Source organism: Flavobacterium subsaxonicum WB 4.1-42 = DSM 21790, assembly GCF_000422725.1.
GTDB lineage: Bacteria > Bacteroidota > Bacteroidia > Flavobacteriales > Flavobacteriaceae > Flavobacterium > Flavobacterium subsaxonicum.
Map to the genome: position 1 here is coordinate 146,339 of NZ_AUGP01000028.1, position 25,190 is coordinate 171,528.

At 42.5% G+C, this 25,190-nt stretch carries 20 protein-coding genes and 1 tRNA gene; 20 read left to right on the forward strand and 1 reads right to left on the reverse strand.

The genetic code is table 11. The features are described from left to right. Positions 1 to 97 precede the first annotated feature (97 nt). The 14 genes from murG to G509_RS0109675 all read left to right on the forward strand — a co-directional run bounded on the left by murG (position 98) and on the right by G509_RS0109675 (position 19,417). Positions 98 to 1,192 carry an undecaprenyldiphospho-muramoylpentapeptide beta-N-acetylglucosaminyltransferase gene (gene murG / locus G509_RS0109610; RefSeq protein WP_026991336.1) on the forward strand — a complete coding sequence of 365 codons (1,095 nt, stop codon included), beginning with the start codon at positions 98 to 100 and terminating at the stop codon, positions 1,190 to 1,192. Positions 1,193 to 1,298: 106 nt separating this feature from the next. After that, the gene (murC, locus tag G509_RS0109615) at positions 1,299 to 2,648 is read left to right on the forward strand and encodes a UDP-N-acetylmuramate--L-alanine ligase (RefSeq protein WP_026991337.1); all 1,350 of its coding nucleotides are present in this window, start codon (positions 1,299 to 1,301) and stop codon (positions 2,646 to 2,648) included. Further along, positions 2,635 to 3,357, forward strand: a complete 723-nt coding sequence (locus tag G509_RS0109620) for a cell division protein FtsQ/DivIB (RefSeq protein WP_026991338.1) — start codon at positions 2,635 to 2,637, stop codon at positions 3,355 to 3,357. The genes murC and G509_RS0109620 overlap by 14 nt, the downstream gene beginning before the upstream one ends. A gap of 5 nt (positions 3,358 to 3,362) precedes the next feature. Continuing rightward, positions 3,363 to 4,778, forward strand: a complete 1,416-nt coding sequence (ftsA, locus tag G509_RS0109625; RefSeq protein WP_026991339.1) for a cell division protein FtsA — start codon at positions 3,363 to 3,365, stop codon at positions 4,776 to 4,778. A gap of 12 nt (positions 4,779 to 4,790) precedes the next feature. Continuing rightward, positions 4,791 to 6,785, forward strand: a complete 1,995-nt coding sequence (gene ftsZ, locus G509_RS0109630) for a cell division protein FtsZ (RefSeq protein ID WP_035738806.1) — start codon at positions 4,791 to 4,793, stop codon at positions 6,783 to 6,785. An 89-nt stretch (positions 6,786 to 6,874) separates the two neighbouring features. Further along, the gene (locus G509_RS0109635) at positions 6,875 to 7,324 is read left to right on the forward strand and encodes a GatB/YqeY domain-containing protein (protein ID WP_026991341.1); all 450 of its coding nucleotides are present in this window, start codon (positions 6,875 to 6,877) and stop codon (positions 7,322 to 7,324) included. Between the two features lie 76 nt (positions 7,325 to 7,400). After that, positions 7,401 to 7,474, forward strand: a tRNA-Arg gene (locus tag G509_RS0109640). Positions 7,475 to 7,720: 246 nt separating this feature from the next. Beyond that, positions 7,721 to 9,544 (forward strand): cytochrome-c peroxidase, encoded by a 1,824-nt coding sequence (locus G509_RS0109645; protein WP_026991342.1) that lies wholly within the window; start codon positions 7,721 to 7,723, stop codon positions 9,542 to 9,544. A gap of 250 nt (positions 9,545 to 9,794) precedes the next feature. Beyond that, positions 9,795 to 12,347, forward strand: coding sequence for an alkaline phosphatase PhoX (locus G509_RS21800; protein WP_051200100.1), 2,553 nt, complete (start codon positions 9,795 to 9,797; stop codon positions 12,345 to 12,347). 74 nt (positions 12,348 to 12,421) lie between these two features. Beyond that, the gene (locus tag G509_RS21805) at positions 12,422 to 13,327 is read left to right on the forward strand and encodes a leucine-rich repeat domain-containing protein (RefSeq protein ID WP_051200102.1); all 906 of its coding nucleotides are present in this window, start codon (positions 12,422 to 12,424) and stop codon (positions 13,325 to 13,327) included. An 84-nt stretch (positions 13,328 to 13,411) separates the two neighbouring features. Further along, a complete protein-coding gene (locus tag G509_RS0109660; RefSeq protein ID WP_026991343.1) occupies positions 13,412 to 13,801 on the forward strand; it encodes a hypothetical protein in 390 nt (129 codons plus the stop codon). Between the two features lie 147 nt (positions 13,802 to 13,948). Next, entirely contained in the window at positions 13,949 to 15,214 is a 1,266-nt protein-coding gene (locus G509_RS0109665; protein ID WP_035738807.1) for a TolC family protein, read from the forward strand. 3 nt (positions 15,215 to 15,217) lie between these two features. Continuing rightward, positions 15,218 to 16,306 (forward strand): efflux RND transporter periplasmic adaptor subunit, encoded by a 1,089-nt coding sequence (locus G509_RS0109670; RefSeq protein ID WP_026991345.1) that lies wholly within the window; start codon positions 15,218 to 15,220, stop codon positions 16,304 to 16,306. 9 nt (positions 16,307 to 16,315) lie between these two features. After that, positions 16,316 to 19,417, forward strand: coding sequence for an efflux RND transporter permease subunit (locus G509_RS0109675; RefSeq protein ID WP_026991346.1), 3,102 nt, complete (start codon positions 16,316 to 16,318; stop codon positions 19,415 to 19,417). 142 nt (positions 19,418 to 19,559) lie between these two features. Here G509_RS0109675 and G509_RS23325 read toward each other — a convergent pair whose 3' ends face one another. Then, entirely contained in the window at positions 19,560 to 19,718 is a 159-nt protein-coding gene (locus G509_RS23325; protein WP_026991347.1) for a lmo0937 family membrane protein, read from the reverse strand. Between the two features lie 181 nt (positions 19,719 to 19,899). Here G509_RS23325 and G509_RS0109685 point away from each other — a divergent pair, with 181 nt between their 5' ends. The 6 genes from G509_RS0109685 to G509_RS0109710 all read left to right on the forward strand — a co-directional run bounded on the left by G509_RS0109685 (position 19,900) and on the right by G509_RS0109710 (position 25,163). After that, a complete protein-coding gene (locus G509_RS0109685) occupies positions 19,900 to 21,243 on the forward strand; it encodes an FAD-dependent oxidoreductase (RefSeq protein ID WP_026991348.1) in 1,344 nt (447 codons plus the stop codon). A 639-nt stretch (positions 21,244 to 21,882) separates the two neighbouring features. After that, positions 21,883 to 22,746, forward strand: a complete 864-nt coding sequence (locus tag G509_RS0109690) for a MotA/TolQ/ExbB proton channel family protein (RefSeq protein ID WP_026991349.1) — start codon at positions 21,883 to 21,885, stop codon at positions 22,744 to 22,746. Positions 22,747 to 22,836: 90 nt separating this feature from the next. Beyond that, positions 22,837 to 23,484 carry an ExbD/TolR family protein gene (locus G509_RS0109695; RefSeq protein WP_026991350.1) on the forward strand — a complete coding sequence of 216 codons (648 nt, stop codon included), beginning with the start codon at positions 22,837 to 22,839 and terminating at the stop codon, positions 23,482 to 23,484. A 20-nt stretch (positions 23,485 to 23,504) separates the two neighbouring features. Next, complete coding sequence (locus tag G509_RS0109700) at positions 23,505 to 24,059, forward strand: ExbD/TolR family protein (RefSeq protein WP_026991351.1); 555 nt, start codon at positions 23,505 to 23,507, stop codon at positions 24,057 to 24,059. A 30-nt stretch (positions 24,060 to 24,089) separates the two neighbouring features. Beyond that, entirely contained in the window at positions 24,090 to 24,914 is an 825-nt protein-coding gene (locus G509_RS0109705; RefSeq protein ID WP_026991352.1) for an energy transducer TonB, read from the forward strand. A gap of 12 nt (positions 24,915 to 24,926) precedes the next feature. Continuing rightward, a complete protein-coding gene (locus tag G509_RS0109710; RefSeq protein ID WP_026991353.1) occupies positions 24,927 to 25,163 on the forward strand; it encodes a hypothetical protein in 237 nt (78 codons plus the stop codon). The last annotated feature ends 27 nt before the right edge of the window (positions 25,164 to 25,190 follow it).

Here is a 25,190-nt window from a genome sequence, read left to right on the forward strand (position 1 = left end):
GTTAAGATTGAAGAGGATAGACGTAAGACAATAGATAATAGGATAGAGAGGTACTAAGTAGCTAAGAACCTAAGCTTCTAAGAACCTATAAAAAGAAATGGCTCAAAAAAAATTCATATTAAGCGGTGGCGGTACAGGCGGGCATATTTACCCGGCTATTGCTATTGCTAATGAGTTAAAAGAGCGTTTTCCGGATAGCGAGATACTTTTTGTAGGTGCCAGCGATAAGATGGAAATGCAAAAGGTGCCACAGGCAGGCTACAAAATAACAGGCCTTTGGATAGCAGGCATACAGCGCAGGCTTACGTTAGATAATGCATTGTTTCCGCTAAAGCTAATGAGCAGCCTGGTTAAGTCGCGCAAAATAGTAAAAAACTTTAAGCCCGATGTGGTTATAGGTACCGGTGGTTTTGCAAGCGGGCCGTTGTTAAGGGCAGCATCCGGACTGGGAGTGCCAACGGTAATACAGGAGCAAAATTCGTTTCCGGGCATTACCAACAAGTGGCTGTCTAAAAAAGCGAATAAAATATGTGTGGCTTACGATAACCTGGAGAGGTTTTTTCCCGCACAAAAAATAGTGTTTACAGGTAACCCGGTGCGCCAGGACCTTATTAATACCGAGGATAACAGAGAAGATGCGCTAAACCGCTTTAACCTGGACCCTGCTAAAAGAACGTTACTGGTATTGGGCGGCAGCTTAGGCTCAAGGCGCATTAACCAGCTTATTGCCAAAGAGCTTTCATGGCTACAGGCACAGGGCGTACAGATAATATGGCAGTGTGGTAAATTTTATTTTGAAGAATACCGGCACTATGGCGATAAAGAGGGTGTACAGGTGCTGTCGTTTATAGACAGGATGGATTTAGTATACGCCGCTGCCGATGTGGTTATATCGCGCTCAGGCGCATCATCAGTGTCAGAGTTATGTATTGTGGGCAAGCCGGTATTGTTTATACCATCACCCAACGTAGCCGAAGACCACCAGGCAAAAAACGCACAGGCCATTGTAGATAAAGGCGGTGCGCTAATGCTAAAAGAGGTACAGCTGGATACACAGTTTCAGCCCGTATTTGCCGATTTGCTAAGCAATATCGACAAGCAAACCAAACTGGCAGAGAACATTAAAAAGATGGCAAAAGTAAACGCCACAAAAGATATTGTTGAAGAGATAGTAAAGTTGCTGAAGAACTAAGGATCTAAAGGGCTGACTGAAAAAATTGTAGTTGTTAAATTGTAAGAATCCGGGTTAAAATCTAAGTACCTTACCAACTAAGCAACTAAGAACCTAATAAAAACAAATGGAATTAAACCAAATACATAATGTCTATTTTATAGGAATTGGCGGCATAGGGATGAGTGCCCTGGCCCGCTATTTTAAATTTATAGGCAAAAATGTTGCGGGCTACGATAAAACGCCTACCCATCTTACCGATGAGCTAAAGGCCGAAGGCGTAAGCATCCATTTTGATGATAAACTGGAGCTTGTTGCTTTAGAATTTCTTAATAAAGAAAATACCCTGGTTGTAGTAACGCCGGCAGTGCCTAAAAACCACCTGCAGTGGAATTATTTTCTGCAAAACGGTTTCGAGGTTAAAAAACGTGCCGAGGTGCTGGGTATCATTACTAAAGATACGTTTTGCTTTGCTGTTGCGGGCACGCATGGCAAAACTACCACATCGAGCATTTTGGGGCATATACTGTACCAGAGCGGTGTAGATGTTACGGCCTTTTTAGGCGGCATTGTAGAGGGTTACAACACCAACCTGATAGGCAGCGGCAAGACGGTTACCGTAGCCGAGGCCGATGAGTTCGACAGGTCGTTTTTACACCTGCACCCCAATATTGCCTGCATTACATCTATGGATGCCGACCATTTGGATATCTATGGCGATACGGCTTCTATAGAGGCCTCGTTCAGGGAGTTTGCAGATAAGGTAGAAGATAAAGAGCATTTGTTTATAACGGGAGGGCTCCCGCTGAAAGGAATAACCGTGGGGGTTAACAGCGGGCAGTTCTCTGCAGAAAATATCCGTATAGAAAACGGCTGGTATGTTTTTGATGCCGTTACGCCTACAGAGACCATTACCAATTTGCGTTTTGGCCTTCCGGGCAGGCACAACCTTACCAACGCCATGCTGGCGCTGGCTATGGCTAAAACCTACGGTGTGGCTTCGGCTGATATTGCTAAGGCATTAGAGTCGTTCCAGGGGGTAAGGCGCAGGTTTTCGTACCAGATAAAAAAACCGGGATTGGTGTATGTAGATGATTATGCACACCACCCAACCGAGATTGATGCGGTGTACCAGGCGGTTACAGAGCTGTACCCTAACGATAAGGTACTCGCTATATTTCAGCCGCATTTGTACAGCCGCACCCGCGATTTTGCCGATGGTTTTGCCAGGAGCCTGTCGCAATTTGAAAATATTGCATTGTTAGATATTTACCCGGCCAGGGAGCAGCCTATAGAGGGCGTTACCAGCAAATGGCTGTTGGATATGATACAAAACCCCAACAAAAAACTGGTTGAAAAAACCGATGTTGCGGGCTTATTAAAAGTTACCGATGCCACCGTTATTGTAACTATTGGGGCCGGCGATATAGGCGAAATGGTACCCGATATTAAACGCATTTTAGATGAAAAAAATTAACTGGAACAACGTAAGATTGGTGCTTATTTTAGGCATCGTTATTTTCCTGTATTCTTTCTCGTCTAAACGCAATGCAGAAAGAATGATGACACAGGCCGAAGTGGAATTTACTGATAGTGAGAATTTTATTACTAAGGAGATAGTTAATAAGTTGTTGATACAAAATTTTGGCTCCATAACAGGTATTCAAAAAGATAAATTAGATTTGAATAAGGTGGAAAAAAGTATCGGTAAAAACCCTATGGTCGAGAGAGCAGAGGTTTATGCTACCGTAGACGGAAAATTAAAAGCGATTGTTACGCAGCGAAAACCCGTTGCAAGAATTTTTTCGGGGTCGCAATCGTATTACCTGGATCACAAAGGGGGCAAAATGCCGCTATCGGATAACGAAACGGCAAGGGTGCCATTGGTTACCGGCGATATTGCTAAAACCAACGCCAAAAAATTGCACGAGCTGCTGGATTATATTTATGATGATAATTTTTTAAAAAAGAACATCATTGGGCTTAGTGTTTTGCCGGGTGGCAACATAGTAATGCAAAGCAGGGGCTATGATTATGAGATTATGTTTGGCGCGCCAATTAACATCGACAAAAAGTTTAAAAACTATAAAGCATTTTTACAGGATGCCGTTAGAGATACATTGATTACAAATTACAAAACAATTAACCTGAAGTTTACACAACAGGTAGTGTGCACCAAAAAATAGAGGTTATGGAAAAAGACAGCATTGCAGTTGGTTTAGATATCGGGACAACAAAGATTGTTGTCATGATAGGCAAGAAAAATGAGTATGGAAAACTGGAGATCCTTGGTGTAGGTAAATCTAAAAGCCTTGGTGTGGCAAGGGGTGTTGTAAACAACATTACCCAAACCATTCAGTCTATTCAGGATGCCATACAGGAAGCAGAGTCTAATTCAGGCTATAAAATAAACGATGTTGTTGTGGGCATAGCCGGGCAGCACATCCGCAGTATTCAGCACAGCGATTACATTAGCAGGAACAATCCTGAAGAGGTAATTGGCGATGCCGATATTGATATGCTTATTAACCAGGTGCACAAACTGGCTATGTTACCGGGCGAAGAAATTATACATGTATTGCCGCAGGAATTTAAGATTGATGGGCAAAACGAAATAAAAGAGCCAATAGGCATGTACGGCGGCAGGTTAGAGAGCAGCTTTCACGTAGTAGTGGGGCAGGCATCATCCATCCGTAACGTGGGCCGTTGCATTAAAAGTTCGGGCTTAGATTTATCAGGCCTTACGCTGGAGCCATTGGCTTCGGCAGATGCCGTATTAAGCCAGGAAGAAAAAGAGGCCGGTGTAGCGCTTATCGATATAGGTGGCGGTACTACAGACCTTGCCATATTTAAAGACGGCATCATTCGCCATACGGCAGTAATACCGTTTGGCGGCAACGTTATTACGGAAGATATTAAAGAAGGATGCTCTATTATAGAAAAACAGGCAGAACTGCTTAAGGTAAAATTCGGGTCGGCATGGCCGGGCGAAAATAAGGATAACGAAATTGTATCAATACCCGGTTTAAGGGGACGTGAGCCAAAAGAGATATCGCTTAAAAACCTTTCTAAAATCATCCACGCCCGCGTGGTAGAAATTATAGAGCAGGTATTTGCAGAGATAAAAGCATACGGGCACGAAGACCCGCGTAAAAAACTTATTGCCGGCATAGTGCTTACAGGCGGTGGCGCACAGCTACAGCACATTAAGCAGCTGGTAGAGTACATTACCGGTATGGACACCCGCATTGGCTACCCTAACGAGCATTTGGCAGGCAACAGTAACGAAGAAATTTCGAGCCCACTTTACGCCACGGCGGTAGGCTTGGTAATGAACAGCCTTCGTAACAACACCCGCAGCGCAACGCCGTTGGTAGAGCTGCAAAAACCGGCAGCGCCGCAGCCCATTGTTAGGCCACAGCCTGTGGTTAATACAGTGGTTGCCCCAACGCCGGAGCCTGTTTATGAAGAAGAGGAAATGGAGACCGTTGCTGTACAACAACCTGTAAGGACAGCAACACAGGAATCGACCGAGAAGAAAGTTAAAAGGTCGTTTTTTGATAAGTATATAGATAAGATTAAAGATTTTTTAGATAACGCAGAATAAAAACCCGTGATTATGATGAACTCAGAATTTGGAAGCATTTCGTTTGATCTACCCAAAAACCAGTCAAACGTGATCAAGGTAATTGGTGTAGGAGGCGGAGGCAGCAATGCTATTAACCACATGTTTAAACAGGGAATTAAAGGCGTAGACTTTGTAGTTTGTAATACAGATGCACAGGCTTTGCAAAACAGCCCTGTGCCTAACAAAATACAGCTTGGCCTTAACTTAACCGAGGGCCTTGGCGCCGGCGCAAACCCCGAAGTGGGGCAGCAGTCGGCTTTGGAAAGTATAGAAGAAATAGAAAAAATGCTCGATACCAATACCAAAATGTTGTTTATAACAGCAGGTATGGGCGGCGGTACCGGTACAGGTGCAGCCCCGGTATTGGCACAGCTTGCCAGGGAAAGGGATATCCTTACCGTTGGTATTGTTACCATACCTTTTCAGTTTGAAGGTAAAGTACGATCAGACCAGGCACTGGCAGGTGTAGAGCGTTTAAGAAAACAGGTAGACTCGCTTATTGTTATCAATAACAACAAGCTTAGAGAGGTATATGGTAACCTTGGCTTTAAAGCAGGGTTCTCTAAGGCCGATGAAGTGTTGGCAACAGCATCTCGCGGTATTGCAGAGGTTATTACACACCACTACACCCAGAATATCGACTTAAAAGATGCCAAAACGGTACTGTCTAACAGTGGTACAGCAATAATGGGATCGGCCACTGCATCTGGAGATAACCGTGCAAAAGATGCTATTATAAACGCATTAGACTCTCCGTTATTAAACGATAACAAAATTACAGGCGCTAAAAACGTACTGTTGCTAATTGTATCGGGCACTACAGAGATTACGATTGACGAGATAGGCGAAATTAACGACCACATACAAAACGAGGCCGGCCACAACGCAAACATCATTATGGGTGTTGGCGAAGATGAAAGCCTTGGCGATGCTGTTGCAGTTACTATTATTGCTACCGGCTTTAACGTAGAGCAGCAAAACGAGATTGTTAATACAGAGCCTAAAAAAATTGTTCACGCTCTTGAAGAAGACCAGAAAATGGTACGCGACCTTACACAAAGGCCATTGGTACCATCGTTTGATTTTTCTGCACCTTTAGAAACAAGGCATGAAGCTAAAGCCGAAGAGCCTGTTGTTGAAGAGAAAATAGTGTATGCGCTTGAGGAGGAAGTATCTGAAAAAAAGCCAATAGCTGAAGCGGAGGCCCTGCCCACTTCAGATTACATAAACAGCCTGGACGTTTTCTTCGAAATCGTTTCGCCTGTAAAAGCAACACCCGTACAAGTACCCGTTATTAAGGATGTAAGGGAGATTGAAGTTAGGGAACCTGAGTTTGTAATTGTAGAAAAGCAGGAGGAGCAGTTTACTTTTTCGTTTGATTTATCTGTAGATAATGCTAAAAGCGAAGAAAAACTACTGTTTAGCCTAACCGAAGAAACCCGTAACATACGCGTTCAGGAGCCGGTACAGGTTGTGCCTGTAACAGAGCTTAACGAAACCGGCATTATCCGTTACTCTTTAGAGGAGTACCTTGAAAAAGAGAACGAACTGGTAACATCTAAACCTGCTGCGGTAAAAGAAGAGCCGGAAGAATTAAGGTTTACCCTTAGGTCGTCTGCCGCGCCGGTACAAACGGCACAGCCCGTGCAGCCGGTACAACCCGTACAGCCGGAAGCACCTAAGTTTACGCATATTGCTGCAGAGCCACAGCAGCCGGTATCGCCAATGGATATGACTATTGAAGATACACTACGCTTAAGGGCCGAAGAGCGCAGAAGGAAAATGAAAGATTTTAACCATAAATTCCACAATAACGCATCTAAAGTAGATGAGTTTGAAAGGGAGCCCGCATATAAAAGAATGGGTATCGACCTAAACGATAGCCGTGTAGACAACAGTAAATCGCGCTTGTCTTTAGGAATGGATAGTAACGACGACCTACAGTTGCGTTCTAACAACTCGTTCCTGCATGACAATGTAGATTAACTAACCCAACAAATGTGAACCTTAACCCGAAAATGCTATGTATTTTCGGGTTATTTTTTTATCTTCGCTGGCACATTTAAAACTACACTATGAGTTTGCAAAATGATATTATGGAGGCCATAAAAACGGCCATGAGAGCAAAAGATACCGTTACGTTAGAATCGTTAAGGGCTGTAAAATCGGCAATATTGCTGGCGCAGACAGAAACCGGCGCTAAACAAGAGATATCTGAAGAAGACGAAGTTAAGCTGCTGCAAAGGCTGGTAAAACAGCGTAAAGACAGTGCTAAAATATACATAGAGCAGGGCCGCCAGGACCTTGCCGACCCCGAATTGGAACAGGCTGCGGTAATTGAAAAATTTCTGCCTGCACAATTAACCGAAGAAGAAGTAGAAGCCGTGGTTAAAAAAATCATAGCCGATAACAACTTTAGCGGCATGGCCGATATGGGCAAAGTTATGGGCATAGCCTCTAAAGAGCTTGCCGGCAGCGCCGATGGTAAAACCATTTCTACAGTAGTTAAAAAATCATTAGCATAGTTTAAGGGTTTAAAGTTTCAGGTTGCCGTACAGAACGGAAAAAAACTTTAAACTTTAAACCCGAAACAACATTACTGGCTGCGTAGTTCAACTGGATAGAATATCAGATTTCGGCTCTGAGGGTTGGGGGTTCGAACCCCTCCGCAGTCACACAGGCGTAACCTTAGGGTTGCGCTTTTTTGTTTATCAACATTACCATTATTGTATATAGGTTATGCTATCGCGTAGCGATTTAATTTCGGTAGCAACCGGATAGAATCCAAACCAATTTCCCGTAGGGAATTAATTCTCTCGCGTTGAATGGTGTGCTGCTGTCCTTTCCTTCACTATTTCTTAACTCCTAATTAATACGCATTTTTTATTAGAGGTTTAAGTTTGCGCAAAACGCGAACTAACATGTCTTTTCAATATTTAAAAGCTGCATCACTGGCTATAGTGCTAAGTGTTGCGGCAGTAATTTCTTTTTCTTTTACGGCTAAACCGGTGTATGCTGCCAGCAGTGTAATAACCAATTACAGTTACGAATTTAACCAAGCCGTAATAACCCTCGATGGCGCCGCCGAAAGCTTTAAGCAGGGCAAGATAAGTGCCGACTCCCTTAAAAATACACTGGCCGCCACAAGGCTCAGCTATAAAAAAATAGAGTTCTACCTCGCTTTCCATTACCCTGAATATGTTAAGGGCAACATTAACGGCGCCCCGCTAATGCAGATAGAAAAAGAAGGTACCCGCCCAAAAGTGGTAGTGCCTGTCGGTTTACAGGTGTTAGATGAATTGGTATTCTCTGACGAAGCCTCTGAAGAAAAAGTACAGATAGCCGCACTGGCCAAAAAACTGCGGGTAACTTACGGCCAGCTTTTTAACGACTTGGATAAGAACAAACAAGCGGGCAAATTCGGCATTACAGCCATGAGGCTGCAACTGGTGCGAATTTTTACCATGGGCATAACGGGGTTTGATACACCGGGTTCGCTTAACGGCATACAGGAAACCGAAGCCTCCTTAACCGGCATGCTAAGCTACCTGCAGGAACATTACAAAAACGCCGATGTCGCTACCATTACCTTGTTTAACAATGCAATAGCGCAACTTAAAAAGCCTGTTTCTTTTGATGATTTTGATAGGGTAACGTTTTTTAAAAACTATATCGACCCTATTTATAAACAGTTAGGCAGGCTGGAAAACGATAAAGAGTCGGAATACATGCAGCAAACCACCGCATGGAATCCCGGCAGCAACTCTATTTTTTCGGAAGACTTTTTAAACCCGTATTTCTTTTCAGAACTTAAAGAGGGTGAGGATAGTGCACAATTGCGCTCTTTAGGTAAGGCCTTATTCTTTGATCCTGTGCTAAGTAACGATGGTAAAGTTAGCTGTGCCACCTGCCATCAGCCCGAAAAAGGCTATAGCGATGGTTTTGCCAAGTCTATTAGCAACATACAGGGCAAAACCGTATTGCGCAACGCCCCCACATTGCTTAACGCCGTGTATGCCGACCGTTATTTTTACGACCTGCGTGCCTTTACGTTAGAGCAACAGGCAGAGCACGTTATCTTTAATAAAGACGAGTTTAACACCGCCTACGCCGCCATAATTAAAAAGCTTGAAGGCCAACCGGAATACGCCAATAAATTCAAAACCGTTTTTGGCAAAAATAGCCTTACAAGGCAAAATTTCTCTAAAGCGCTGGCATCTTATGTGTTATCGTTAAAATCATTCAACAGCGAGTTCGATAAATACATGCGTGGCGAAATACCCACCATTGCACCCGAAGTTACACGGGGCTTTAACCTGTTTGCGGGCAAGGCCGCCTGTGCCACTTGCCATTATTCGCCAACCTTCTCGGGCTTGGTACCTCCCTTTTATAATGATAACGAAAGCGAAATACTGGGCGTGCTGAACATGCCCGAAGGTAAAACCCTGGATGCAGATAACGGCAGGCTTGATAACGAGGTGTTTACAGAGTATGCCTGGATATACGAGAAGTCGTTTAAAACTACAACGGTAAGAAATGCAGCCCTTACGGCGCCCTATTTTCATAACGGTGCCTTCAAGACCCTGGAGGAAGTGGTAGAGTTCTACAACAAAGGTGGTGGCGCAGGTTACGGCATTAATGTAAAGAACCAAACCCTCTCGCCAGATCCGCTTAACCTTACCGAACAGGAAAAGAAAGACCTTATAGCCTTTATAAAATCGCTTACCAACGTGCTATCCTACTAATGGGGCGGGTGTTAACAATGCAGTAGCTCGTTTTTCAGGCGGTTATCAAAAAACGGTTTAGCTAAAGTTTAATAACCTGTTTGGGCAATGTTATTAATAAATATATTAAAGGCTGTTTTGGGTAACAAAGGCTTAATATTTCACTTTTGGAGTTACAATTCGTTAATTATACTTTAAAAATGGCTTAAGGGGCAGGCATGTTTTTCAAATTACTTTTGGCGTACAAAAATTTTACAAACAAAAACTAATTATGAAAAAAAGCCTACTTTCTTTATCGCTGCTATTCTCTATGTGGAGTTTTGCAGTGGTAGTATCGGGCAACGTGCCGTTGTTTAAGCCAATGTCGGCTCCAACCGAGGCCAAAGCCCCAGAAACCAACAAAGTAAAAAAAGCAGCTAACAAAGCAGTGTTACACACCACCGCCAAAGTTAACGCTGCCGCTTTTACTTTAGACCCTGCAACCTATCCGTTAGGTAAAGATTCGCAATGGTCGTATTTAGACAACGGTACCAGCCTTGATGCTGTTGCCTGGAAAGTTGCCTCTTACGATAACACAGCATGGGCCAGCGGTGCTGCGCCACTTGGCTACGGCGATGCCCAGAACACGCTTATCTCTTTCGGACCCGATTCTGGTAACAAATACATTACCTCTTACTTTACAAGAGATATTAACATCGATCTTGCCAATGTGGCCGAGTTTGTAGATTTCGGACTTAAAAGAGATGATGGTGCTGTAGTTTATGTAAACGGTGTAGAGGTATTTAGAGATAACATGCCAACAGGCGCTGTTACGTATCTTACCAATGCAGCATCTACTATTAACGATGCCGATGAGAACAGGTACTACGTACACCAGGTGCCTAAAACTGCTTTTACACAGGGTGTAAACAGGATAGCGGTAGAAATTCACAACCGCGACGGGCAAAGCTCAGATCTTAAATTTGATATGTATATTCAGGATGCTTTTGATTCGAGCCTTGTTGTAAATTGCGACGAAGAGCACCTTGGTTGCTTTACATCAATCAACCCAACAGCGCAAACGCCTAATCTTATCATACCTCAGGAACACCGTTTCCAGCTTATGTTTAAAGAAGGAGATGCGTATACCGATGGTTCTGGTACCGTGCCTGGTCTTCACGATTTTTGCGCTTACCTGCCTGTAGATGGTAGCAGCAAAGAGGGCCGCCTTGCCGTTAACCACGAAAATAACCCGGGTGGTGTTTCTATTGTAAACCTGCATTTAGATACTGCCCAGTCGTTATGGTCGTTAGATACATCAGAAAAAGTAGACCTTTACAATACCGCTTTGGTTACAACTAACAGAAACTGTTCTGGTGGTATTACACATTGGGGTACATCTATAACTGCCGAAGAAGCTACGGCTGCAGGCGATGTTAATGGCGATGGCTACCAGGATGTGGGCTGGTTGGTAGAAATAGACCCTGTTACTGCTGCTGTTAAAGATTACGGTAACGGTCAGGAAAAACTTTGGGCTATGGGCCGTATGAACCACGAAAACGTGGTTGTAGCTGCCGATAACAAAACTTGCTATTATGGCGAAGATGGTGGTACGCATTGTGTTTACAAATTTGTAGCCGATACTGCCGGAGACTTAACATCGGGTACGGTATATGTGCTTAAATTAAACTTAGGCCTGTCTAACGATGAGCCAAACTCAAGCACTGCAGAGTGGATACAGGTGCCTAACACTACCCAGGCCGACCGTAACAACCTAAACACTGTAGCAGGTACACTTGGTGGTACTAACTTTAACGGTGTTGAAGATTGCGATATTAGCCCTATAGATGGTAAAATATACTTTGCTGCAAAAGGCAGAAACCGTGTTTACAGGTTTAAAGATAACGGTACTACCGCATCTGAATTTGAAACGTTTGTTGGTGGTATGTCATATCCAATAGAAACTGCTACAGGTACGGTTAGCGAGCCTTGGGGTGATGGTAACGATAACCTTACGTTTGATGATAAAGGTAACTTATGGATGCTACAGGATGGTGGGCTTAACTACATTTGGGTTGTAAGGCCAGACCACGTACAGAGCGCTCCTAAAGTATTGCTTCACTCTTCTATGCCGGCCGGTGCAGAGCCTACAGGCCTAACTTTTACACCCGATTTTAAATACGGTTTCTTCTCTGTACAGCACCCTAATGGCAGTAACACGCCGCAAACAGATGCTACAGGTGCAGAGGTTAGCATAAACTCATCGTCTATAGTTGTGTTCTCTTTAGCTAAAGACCTTGGTGCTAATGCCCCAATGGCCGATTTCCTTGCAGACGATTTAACAGTTAACACCAACCAGGTTGTAACCTTTACAGATCTTAGTACTAACACGCCAACAAGCTGGTTATGGACGTTTGAAGGTGGTACACCGGCAACATCTACAGCAGCGGCTCCAACCGTTACGTATGCTACAGCAGGTACTTATAATGTTACCCTTGTAGCAAGTAATACAACAGGCAGCAGCGAAGCAGTAACTAAGTCAGACTATATTGTTGTAGAGCAAACTGCAGGTGTAGATGGTGTTACGGGCTTAAATAATGTAACCCTTTACCCTAACCCTACAAAAGGTAATATAACCGTAGAGCTTAACGAAGAGGCAGGCCAGAAAGTGGTTGTAGAGGTATACGACTTTTTAGGTAGAAAAGTATACAATACAGAAAACCAGACTACAGGTGCAGGCCAAAAAATAGAGCTTAACCTTGCTAACCTAATGGGCGACCAGGTGTTTTTTATCAAACTTAATGTGGGCGATAAATCAGGTAGCTACAAATTGGTTAAAAACTAATACGTTACAAAGTATATATACAAAAGAAGGATCGGCACATGTTGCCGGTCCTTTTTTACTATTAAAATTTTTTTATGAAAACAAAAATATCCATTGCCCTTTGCCTTTTGGCCGCTATGGCACAGGCGCAAAATGCAAACCCTATAAAAGAGCCGGTTTACGGCAGCGTAGCCACTGCACTGGCGGCACCCAAGCCTGCAACACAACTTAATTTAAGAGATCAGGGCGTTTTTCACTTACCCGAACAGTTGGGTACTTTACAGCAGCTGCACTTTTTAAACCTTATGGGCAACAACCTGGAGGTTTTAGAAGATGATGTTTTTAAGCTGAAGCAATTAGAGGTACTAACCGTTAAGCTTAATGCGCTTAGGTACCTGCCTAAAAGCATTGGCAACCTAAACAAGCTTATCAATTTTGATGCTACCGATAATTCCATTGCCTACATCCCTTCAGAAATTGGAAAGTTAACAAAGCTGCGTTTCCTTCACCTTTCTTATAATGCTATAACAGCATTGCCCACCACCATTGGCAACTGTAAAGCATTAGAGGTACTTGCTGTAGATAACAACCAGCTAAGTTTTTTGCCGCAGGAAATTTCGAAACTAAAAAAGCTAAAGAATTTTAACCTGAGCTACAACCAGTTTAACGAGTTTGATGCCCAGTGGACAAAATTTCCGGCATTGGAAGAACTTAACATAGAATTCAATCATATAAAAGAGCTACCGCAATCTATCGGCGATCTTAAAAGCTTAAAGAGCGTGTTCTTTAATAACAACAGGCTTGCAGCCTTGCCCGATGGTTTTACCAATTTGGCCAACCTGCAATTATTGTCGTTAGCTAACAATAACATTAAAGAAATGCCCAGGAATATAGGTAAGCTTGCCGAACTGAGGACATTAATATTAACGGGCAACCCCGTTACACCCGCCGAAAAGCAGCGCTTAAAACAGGAATTGCCAAATTGTAAAATATATTTTTAACAAATATATAAAAATTGGCTTTTTTGGCAGGATTTGTGTTACATCACATTTTAATGTAATACTTTTGCAGTTCAGAAAAAAGGAATGAAGTTTATCAACAAATATATTAATGGTCGCACGTTGTGTTTGCTTATGGCATTACACATACTAAACTTTAGTATAGATAACCCCCACACCCTTTTTGAAGGTAACAAGGTAGACGCTAAATTTAACGAGGTCGACTCGGTTGTAGAGTTAGTGTTAGAGGATGTAATGTGTATTGAAAATGCAATACCAGAGCATCACTCTAAAACGCCAATTACCCATAAATTTAATGCCAAAAAAGTAGTCTGGACATTTGAGCAGTACGAACCCATACAATTTAAGGCCGCCGTTGCCGAAAATTTCAGGATCGTGTTTGCCGATGACTTTTACCATAAACCCATCTACAATTCACCTTTAGTGAATATCTTTTCTCCGCCACCGGAGGCTTAAATACTATTATTTATTACCGGCCTTAGCAAATTGCTACAGGCAGCCCTTTGTTTTATTGCAACAGCAGTAAAGCAGGCTTTGGTATTGTTATGTTTTGTGGCTAAGCTGCAAGGCACTCTCCCTTAATAGTATTTAAAATTTTTTATCATGGAATTTAAAAGTAAATTCTTTGTCTGGATAGCCGTTGTGTTTATCCAGGCAGTAGCCGTTGCGCAGTCTCCTGAGCCGGTTACACTTACCATAAAGCAGGCCGAAGAGCTGTTTTTTAAAAATAATTTCCTGCTGCTGGCCCAGCAATACAACATCAACAAGGCCGATGCCCAGATAATACAATCTGAGGTATACCCCAACCCGGAAATTTCTGCCGATATGATTGCTTACGAAGCGCAGAACAATAATTACTTCCCCACCGGTAAACAGGGCAACTTTGCCGCAGGCCTGGAGCAGCTTATATTGCTTGGTGGCAAACGCCGTAAGCAAATAGAGCTGGCCAAATTAGACAAGCAAATGGCTGAAGCCGAGCTTACCGACCTTACCCGCAACCTGCAGCAACAAATCTGGGACTCGTTCTACACCCTGCACCACCAGCAAAAAGTTATCGAAAAATACAACCAGTTGCTGGATAAGCTGCAATCGCTTATTAACAGCTACGAGGTTCAGGTAGCTAAAAATAATATAGCCCTTAAAGACCTGGTACGCTTAAAATCGGTTTACGTAAAAATAAACAACGATAAATCCGAAGAAAGCGCCGTGCTAATACAAGAGCAGCAAAAACTCAATATCCTGTTGGGCATAACGGCCAGTACCAATACCATTTACACCAGTGCCGATGCCAATGCGTATTCAGATAAAGGCGTACTGTATGACGATGTACTGAATAAATCGTTAGAAAACCGCCCCGACCTTAACCAGGCAAAACTGGGCATAGAGTCGGCCAAGCTTAATGTTTCGTTACAAAAACGAATGCTGATACCCGATGTTACATTGCGCGCAGGCTACAACCAACAGGGCGATGCCTTTAACAACCAGTATAATGTTGGCCTTGCCATACCGCTGCCGGTTTTCGACAGGAACAGGGGTAACATACAGGCGGCAAAAATTAACCAGCAGCAGCAAACCCAGAATGTTTCGTACAAAGAGTTAGAAATCCGGAACGAGGTCCTGGCGGCCTACCAAAACTACACCCGCAGTGTAGACGAGTACAAGCGCATCAGCCAGCTTATTAACCAGGATTTTGATGCCGTGTACAATGGTATTACCTCCAACTTCCAGAAAGGCAATGTATCGATGATCGAGTTTGCCGATTTTTTCGAATCGTACAACGAGGCACAAACCGAGGTAGAAAGGGTTAAGAAACAGCTTGCTATTGCCGCTGCCCAAATTAATTATGTAACAGGAACCAACAACTTTTAAACCATGAAAAAATCTAAATATATACTGCTAACAGCCATTACGGCCCTGGTGCTAACCGGCTGCGAGAAAAAGAAAGAAGTTGCCGAAGTAAAGCAGCAATTTGAAATGACCGATAAAATGTACGGCGAAAGCACTTTTGCCGATGCAAAAACGGAGTTTGCACAGAACGAGATCCGCCTGTTTGGTAAAGTAACGGCCGATAATAATAACATGGCGCAGGTGTTTCCGGCAGTGGGGGGTAATGTAATTAGCATTAACGCCGAACTGGGCGACTACGTAAAGCAGGGGCAGTTGCTGGCAAGCATCCGCAGCAGCGAGGTGGCCGGCTACCAGAGCCAGACTACCGATGCCGATGCTAATGTGTCTATTGCAGAGCGTAACCTGCAAAGCGTTAAAGATATGTACGAGGGCAAACTGGCCTCTGAAAAAGAACTGGTTGTGGCTCAAAAAGAACTGGATAAGGCAAAATCTGAAAAAAGCAGGATGAAGGAGGTTAACAACATTTACAGGCTTAAAAGCGGATCGGTTTACAACCTGTACGCTCCAATTAGCGGCTATGTGGTGTTTAAAGATGTTAGCCCTAACGAAATGCTTATCAGCAACCGAGACGAGGCCATTTTTACCATCGCGAAGCTGGATAATGTTTGGGTACTGGCCAACGTAAACGAAAGCGACCTGGGAAATATTAAGCAGGGGCAGGAGGTAAACATACAGACTATTGCCTACCCTGATAAAAAAATTACAGGTAAAATAGACAAGATATTTAATGTTATAGATCCTGATACCCGCGCTGCCAAAGCACTTATAAAAGTGCCTAACGCCGATGTAGCCCTAAAGCCGGAAATGAATGCCACGGTAACAGTACATTATGCCGACACCAAAAAGTTTGTATCGGTGCCGTCTCAGGCGGTGGTGTTCGATAAGAACAAATATTTTGTAATGGTATTTAAGTCTAAAACCGATGTAGAGACCCGCGAGGTTACCATCTACAGGGCGTTAGACGATACTACCTACTTATCGTCCGGATTAAAAGAGGGCGAAAAAGTTATCGTAAAAAATAACCTGCTAATCTACGATGCCATTAACGACTAAATATAAGCCATGAATAAGTTGATAAAAAACATAATTGGCTTCTCGCTTCGCAATAAAATGTTTACCTTTTTTTGGGTGGGCGTTGTAGTTATTGCGGGTATAATAAGCTACAAGAATATTCCGGTAGAGGCCTTTCCGGATGTTACCAATACACAAATAATTGTTGTAACCGAATGGAACGGCCGCAGCGCCGAAGAGGTAGAGCGCTTTGTAACCTCGCCTATAGAAATTGCCATGAATTCGGTTCAGAAAAAAACCAACGTGCGCAGTATTACCATGTTTGGGCTGTCTGTTATCAAAATTATTTTTGATGATGATGTAGATGATACGTTTGCGCGTTTTCAGGTAAACAACCAGTTGCGCAACGTGCAGCTGCCCGATGATGTAGAACCCGAGGTACAACCCCCTTATGGCCCAACCGGCGAGATTTACAGGTACACCCTGCACAGCGACACTAAAGATACGCGAGAACTTTTAACCCTGCAAAATTGGGTAATCGACAGGCAGTTAAGGGCAGTGCCCGGCATAGCCGATGTTGTTGCCTTTGGTGGCCGCGAAAAAACATACGAGGTGGGCATAGACCCTATAGCACTCCAAAAATATGAGCTTAGCTCGCCCGAGGTGTACGAGGCCATAAACAAAGCCAACCTTAACGTGGGTGGCGATGTTATTGAGAAAAACGGGCAGGCCTACGTAGTTAAGGGCATTGGTCTGCTGGATAACATTCAGGATATAGAAAACACCATTGTGGCACAGCGCAATGGCAACCCGGTACTGGTAAAAAACATTGCCAAAGTAAGCGAGTCTAACGTGCCGCGCGTAGGGCAGGTGGGCCTGAACGATAATGATGATGTGGTAGAGGGCATTGTGGTAATGCGCAAGAACGAAAACCCATCGGAAGTTTTGGGCCGCCTTAAAGAAAAAATTGCCTACGTGCAGGAAAACGTGCTGCCTAAAGATGTAAAAATGGTAACGTTTTACGACCGCGACAGGCTAATGGAGTTTTGTACCCACACCGTTACACATAACCTTGTAGAGGGTATACTGCTGGTTACGGTTATCGTATTTCTCTTTATGGCCGACTGGCGTACTACGCTTATCGTATCCATAATTATTCCGCTGGCGCTGCTGTTTGCGTTCTTGTGCCTAAAATTAAAGGGCATGAGTGCTAACCTGCTCTCGCTGGGCGCGGTAGATTTTGGTATTATTATAGATGGTGCCGTTGTAATGGTAGAGGGGCTCTTTGTAGCGCTCGACCAGCTCCAGCACCGTATAGGGCCAGACCGTTTTAATAAACTGTCTAAGCTTGGATTAATCCGTAAAGAAGGCACCAAACTTGGTGTGGCCATATTTTTTAGTAAGCTGATCATCATATCAGGCCTGCTACCCATTTTTGCATTCGAAAAGGTGGAAGGTAAAATGTTCTCGCCCCTGGCATGGACACTTGGTTTTGCCTTATTGGGTGCATTAATATTTACGCTGACCTTAGTGCCGGTATTATGCTCTATACTGCTTAGAAAAAATGTAAAAGAAAAACACAACCCCGTTGTAAACTTTTTCGATAAAATTGTAGGCAAAGGCATTGGCGTTACGTTTAAAAACAAACGTACCTCTATCATCGTGTCGGTTGTAATATTGGTGGTTACCCTGTTTTCGGCCAAATTTATGGGTACAGAATTTTTGCCGCCACTTAATGAGGGCGCACTTTGGGTAACGGCAGAACTGCCCATTAGCAACTCGCTTACAGAGAGTGTAAAAACAGCCCGCAAAATTCGCGAAGAACTTAAATCGTTCCCAGAGGTTAACGATGTGCTTTCGCAAACCGGCCGTAGTAACGATGGTACCGACCCTAACGGATTTGGATTCCTGCAGTTTCAGGTCGACCTGAAGCCTCACGAAGAATGGAAACGCGACCTAACCGTTGATGGGTTGATTGAGGAGATGAATAAAAAACTGAGTAAGTACCAGGGCATTACCTATAACTATAGCCAACCGGTTATAGATAACGTAGCCGAGGCTGTTGCCGGTTTTAAAGCATCTAACGCGGTAAAAATTTATGGCGATGACTTACAGGTTTTAGATAAAATTGCCAACGAGGTAATGAAAAAAATAGAACCTATAGACGGTATTAAAGATGTTGGTGTACTGCGCAACTTAGGGCAGCCGGGCATTAGCGTTAAGTTCGACGAAGAAAAAATGGCGCTCTACGGTGTGCAAAAACGCGATGCACAGGGCATTATAGAAATGGCCATTGGCGGTAAAACCGCCAGCCAGAAATACGAAGGCGAAAAGAAATTTGACATCAGGCTGCGTTACGAAGAGCAGTACCGTAAAGATGAAGAAGATATTATGAACCTTATGGTGCCAACACTTCGTGGGGGCAAAGTGCCGCTTAAAGAAATTGCCAGCGTTACTACCGAGACCGGCCCTGCCTTTGTGTACCGCGATGATACCAAACGTTTTATTGGGGTTAAATTCTCTGTACGCGACCGCGACCTTGGTGGTGCCATTGCCGAGGCTCAGGCCAAGGTAAAAACATTAAAATTGCCCGATGGCTATACCGTGGGCTGGACGGGCGAGTACGAAAACCAGATAAGGGCAAGTGCCAAGCTGGCGCAGGTAGTGCCCATATCGTTAGTGCTCATTTTTGTGCTGCTGTTTATAATGTTCGGCAATATAAAAGATTCGCTGTTGGTGCTCATCAATGTGCCGTTTGCGGTAATTGGCGGTATCCTGGCGCTGCAAATAACGGGCATTAACTTTGGTATCTCGGCAGGGGTAGGGTTTATTGCGCTCCTGGGTATCTGTATCCAGAACGGGGTAATACTCGTCTCAGAGTTTCATACCAACCTCAAGGCCAAGCTATCGCTTACAGATGCTATTATACAGGGGGTAAAATCCAGAACCAGGCCCGTGGTAATGACGGCCTTAATGGCAGCCATCGGGCTAATGCCGGCGGCACTTTCAACCGGTATCGGGTCAGAATCCCAAAAACCCCTTGCCATATCTATTATTGGCGGTTTGGTAACAGCTACGGTATTTACACTGTTGGTGTTCCCTAACTTCTTTTACTGGGCCATGCGCAAAAAGCATCAAAATTTAATGGAATAATATAGTTGTTGGTTAATTATGTGAGATGAAGTCGCCTGGAGAGTATTCTTCGGGCGATTTCTGTTTTAATTTAAGGCATAAAAAAATCCCCAAACGGGGATTTTTTTTGCTTTTGTAAGTAGGTAGGTTATTGAGTAAAAGTTTACGGCCTTCTGCCCACGGCAAGCCTGTAAAGAATACCAATAATAGCCAATACTAATAATATGTGGATAAGGCTACCAACAGATTCTGCAAAGCCAAAATATCCTACAAGCCATCCTATTATAAGGATTACAACAATTAACCAGATTAAATCTCTCATGATACTATGTTTTTAAAAGTTAGTGAGATAAAATTACTCATTAATACAAGCGGGTGTTAATTCATTAAGAATCCTTTAATAGCCAAAGTTTTCTTAATAAATTCATTGCAAATTATTTACTAAAAAAAATCCCCCTCCGCATTAATTAAGTACTTTTGTATAGTATATAGAATATATTTTCATGCAAACTCCCTTAAAAATTGCAGTAGTAGGCTCCGGACTTGTAGGATCGCTGCTGGCAATATACCTTAAAAGAGCAGGGCACACTGTAGATGTTTACGATAGAAGCCCCGATATAAGAAAAATTCAATTTTCCGGCCGGTCTATTAACCTTGCTATGTCGCACCGCGGCTGGCGCGCGTTAGACGAGGTAGGTTTGGGAGACGAAATACGAAAACTGGCCATACCTTTAGAAAAGCGCGCCATACACCTTGTAGGGCAGCCGCTGGCCTACCAGTATTATGGTAAAGAGGGCGAGAGCATTTATTCTATATCGCGTGGACTGCTTAACCGCAAAATGGTTAGCCTGGCCGAAGCCGAAGGAGTAAACTTTTTTTTCGAGTCGCGCGTGTGGGATGTATCCCTGGAAACAGCTACACTACACACCGGCGAAACCGAAAGGGGCGCCTGGACCGATTTGGATTATGATATGGTTTTTGGTGCCGATGGTGCCTTTTCACGAGTTCGCCACCGCATGCAGCGCCAAAACAGGTTTAACTATTCTCAGGAATTTTTAAACATGGGTTACAAAGAGCTTAACATTCCGGCGAATGCAGATGGTACCCATAAATTAGACAAAAACTCATTCCATATATGGCCAAGGCAGGATTTTATGCTTATAGCCATGCCTAATATGGATGGCAGCTTTACCTGTACGCTTTTTATGCCGTTTGAAGGCGAAAAGTCGTTCGAATCGCTTAAGGATAAAGAAACGCTGGAGCAGTTTTTTGCAACGCATTTTCCAAGCACGGTAGATGTTATACCCAATCTGGTTGAAGATTTTTTTAAAAACCCTACCAGTACGCTGGTTACCATGAAGTGCTTTCCGTGGACGTTTCAGGACAAAGTTGCTCTTATTGGCGATGCCTGCCACGCCATAGTGCCGTTTTACGGGCATGGCATGAATGCCGGTTTTGAAGATATTACCATACTTAGCCAGATGATGGAGCAGTATGGCGACGATTGGACAACCATATTTAAAGAATACGAAAAGAGCCGCAAACCTAATGCCGATGCTATTGCTGAGCTGTCTTACCGAAACTTTTTAGAGATGAGCTCTAAAACGGCTGATGATAAATTTCACCTGCAAAAAAAGATAGAGAAACGATTTTCTGAAAAGTACCCCGATAAGTGGCTGCCCCTTTACAGTAGGGTAACCTTTAGTTACAGGCCCTACAGCGAGGCCCTTGCAATAGGCGACAGGCAAAAGGCAATAATGGACGAAGTAATGCGCATGGAAGGTATAGAAAACAACTGGGATAAGCCCATTGTAGATGCACGCATACTGGAGCTGTTAGAGCAATAGTATTTCTTAGATAGCCGGTTTAATATAATTGGTGTTTTATACTATGTAATGGCCTTAAATAGTTAACACAAATGGTTGCTAAAAACAACCGTTTGTAAAGTTAATGTTAAGGGTAAAGTGAGTGTGGTGCTGCAAACAGTTAAAAATAACTGGTAGGGTAGTGCCAATTAATCCGTCTTACTTTCGTACATTTAATTCTATATAAGATTGGTATACTAATAAAGTCCGAAATCGATTTAAAAATATTTTATTGTAGGAATTTACTTTAGTATAATCGTTTTAGTAAGGCGCAAATGGTTAATTTAACCATAAATAAAAGGTGTTAAAATAAAATTTAAGAGGCCACACAATAAACAAATGTAATTTGTGTTATTTATAGGCAATCTATATTTATTTAAAATAATTTATAACGAATGGTAGTTTTGAGTGAGTAAAAATTGATTTTGCATAAACAATTCCTAATTAATTGGTGTTTGGATTTGATTAATGTTGCAATAAATTATTGTTAAGAATTGATAAAAAAAATCATTTTGTTTTTTTTTATCCTCTAATAATATAAATTTGCCATTCTTATGTAAAAAATAATTTTAACAAGTAAGAGATTATTATTAAAAAATCAGAAAACTAAATTTAAAAAAAATGGCAAACGCATCTGTTCAAAAAGTTGAAAAAAAAGAAGGTAGTTCTAAAGGGTCCAATATATTTGCTGGATTAGCTATCGTTGTATGTTTATTAGTTGGGGTTCTTGTATGGAAATTTATAATGGGTGCTCCTGCAAACTTTGAAAACGCTAAAGAAATGACTGAAAAAGGAGCCGAAGCCGGTCACCCGCTTAATGGTAACTTTTTAGGTACAGTATATAAAGGTGGTGTTATTGTTGCTGCGCTACTTGGATTATTATTAATGGCTCTTGTATTCTCTATAGAGAGGTTTTTTGTAATAAGCAAAGCTGCCGGTAAAGGTAACTTAGAGTCTTTTGTGGCTAAAGTACAGGCTCAGATTAAAGCTGGTAACATTAACGAGGCTATGGCTGAGTGCGATAAACAACAAGGTACTGTTGCTAACGTTGTAAAAGCAGGTCTTTTAAAATATGAAGAAGTTAAAAGAGAAGGTTTTGATAGCGAAAGGGCAGAAGCTGCTATTCAGCAGGAATTAGAAGAGGCTACTTCTCTTGAAATGCCAATGTTAGAGAAAAACCTTGTTATCCTTTCTACACTTGTATCTATTGGTACACTTGTTGGTCTACTTGGTACAGTATCGGGTATGATTAAAGCGTTCTCTGCACTTGGTGCCGGTACAACGCCAGATTCTGCTCAGCTTGCTGTAGGTATCTCTGAGGCACTTATTAACACAGCTACAGGTATTGGTACTTCAACTGTGTCAATTATTGCTTACAACGTGTTTACATCTAAAATTGACAAACTTACTTACTCTATTGACGAGGCTGGTTTCACAATTACCCAAACTTACAGAAGGTTTAGGGCTCGTGCTAACAACGCATAATTAAAAAGAGTATTTGATAATATTACAGGCCAAAAGTGCGTTAATTAATATAAGGCACTTTTGGGGTCTGTAAGCTAATAAAAAACAATAATGGCTAAAGTTAAAATATCAAGGAAGAGTACCAGGATAGACATGACCGCTATGTGCGATGTTGCGTTTCTTTTGCTGTCGTTCTTCGTAATGACTGCCACTGCAAAGCAACCAGAGCCAAAGCCGGTTGATACGCCTGTTTCTACGGTATTGGATAAGCTTCCTGAAGAGGGTGTAGCTACAATATCTGTTGGAGATAAGCAGGTGTTTTTTACCATTCCAAGAGCAGCAAGAGAAGGTACGCTATCGCGTATGGCTACAAAATACAATGTTACTTTTACTCAGGAAGAAATTAAAAAATTTGTGGGTATGGATGGTTTTGGTGTGCCGCTTAACCAGCTTAAAGGCTTATTAGCCCTTAGTGTTAACGAGCGTAATGCACCAAATATGCAAAAAGGTATTCCTTACGATTCTGTTGGTAACCAGCTTGGAGACTGGGTAGAGCAGGCAAGGGAAGCCGAAAAGGCTGTGCTTGATGCACGTATTGCCGATGGCGATGAAACGGTTAAATATAAAGACCTTGATATTGCTATAAAAGGTGATGCGAAAGAAGATTATCCTACTATCAAGAGGATTATTGATATCCTGCAGGCTCAGAAGAAAAACAAATTCTATCTTGTTACAGGATTAAGAAACGAAGATTTTTAATATTATAAAAATAATATAAAATGGCAGAATTAAATACCGGCGGCGACGGTGGCAAGGGCGGTAAAGTAAGAAGTAAAAAATCAAACCCCGGGGTAGACCTTACCGCGATGGTAGATTTGGCTTTCTTATTAATTACCTTCTTTATGCTTACCACAACGCTGTCAAAACCGCAGTCGATGCCTTTGGCAATGCCGGATAAGGATCCAAAAAATGAGCCAAAAGACAATACTAAGATTCCTGAAGCAAGGATGATGACTATACTTATTGGTAAAGATAATAAGCTGCTTTGGTACATGGGTAAATTTGAAACACCTACAATTGCACCTACAGAAGCTGCTTATGGTAAAAACAGTATCAGGAAAGATATCTTAAAAAACACTGCCATTGCAAAAGCTAATACTGATAAGCCCGAAGAAGAAGGTCTTATTGTAAATATAAAAGCAAGTGATGTAGCCAGCTACCGCAACCTTGTAGATATATTAGATGAAATGGCTATTAACAAAGTGCAGTTATATGCTATAGGTGATATTACACCTGCAGAGATAGACCTGTTAAAACAAACAGGCTTATATTAAGCTTTGGCGTTAAACCAAAAAATATAGATTATGTCAAAACTGAATATATTTAAAACAGAATGGATAGACCTGGTTTTTGAGGGGCGTAACCAAAAGTACGGCGCTTACCAGCTTAGGTCAGAAAATCCAAAAACTACTACGTTAGCTATTATCATAGGAAGTATATTTTTTGTTACTGCTGCATCTTCTCCAATTATTTATAAATATTTGGGCGAATTATCTCCAAAAGAGAAAGAAGAGCAGGTAGACCAAATTATAGAGGTAGTTGATATCCCGGAGCCACCGGTAGAGGTTTTACCTCCGCCACCGCCGCCGGTAGAAGTGTACCAGGCGCCAAAATCAATCGTGGAAGAAGTAAAATTCAAACCACTTGAGGCTGCCAAGAAAGAAGAAGTACCGGAAGATCCACCTAAGATTTCACAATTTAAAGAGGCCGACCCAAGTTCTCGTAACGCAGAGGCCAGCCCAACAGGCGATATCAACATAGGTAAACCATCGGGCGACCTTGATAAAGGTGTAGAAGCTCCTGATAATGCAGTATACAGTTCTGCAGGTTTACAGGTACAGCCGGAGTTTCCAGGTGGTATAGCTGCTTTTTACAGCTATGTTAACAAAAACTTCCGTGTGCCGGAATTAGATAATGATATGAACGCTAAAATATACGTTTCTTTTGTTGTTGAGAAAGATGGTACGCTTACAGCTATCAAAGTTCTTAGAGACCCGGGTTACGGCCTTGGTAAAGAAGCAGAACGTGTACTTAAGTCGCTTAAAGTTAAATGGTCGCCGGGTATCCAGAACGGTAAACCGGTAAGGGCATCATACAACCTGCCTATTACAATTAACATAAAATCATAAATTAGAATAGCGATGGTTACTGGAAGAAGATCGCGCTACGAAACACAGAAATCGCCCCAAAAGCGATTTCTGCTTGTTTTTGGCATACTCGTATTTATTGCATACCTGGTTTTGGGCCTTATGTTTATTTTTTGGGATCGTAACCCTTTTAATATAACCCAAACGGGCAGGCTAACCATGGGTGTTATACTTTTGGTGTATGCTTTTTTTAGGTTTATAAGGGTTATCCAAAATTATAAAGACCAATAAGCGGCACATTTAATCGGTTCAATTATA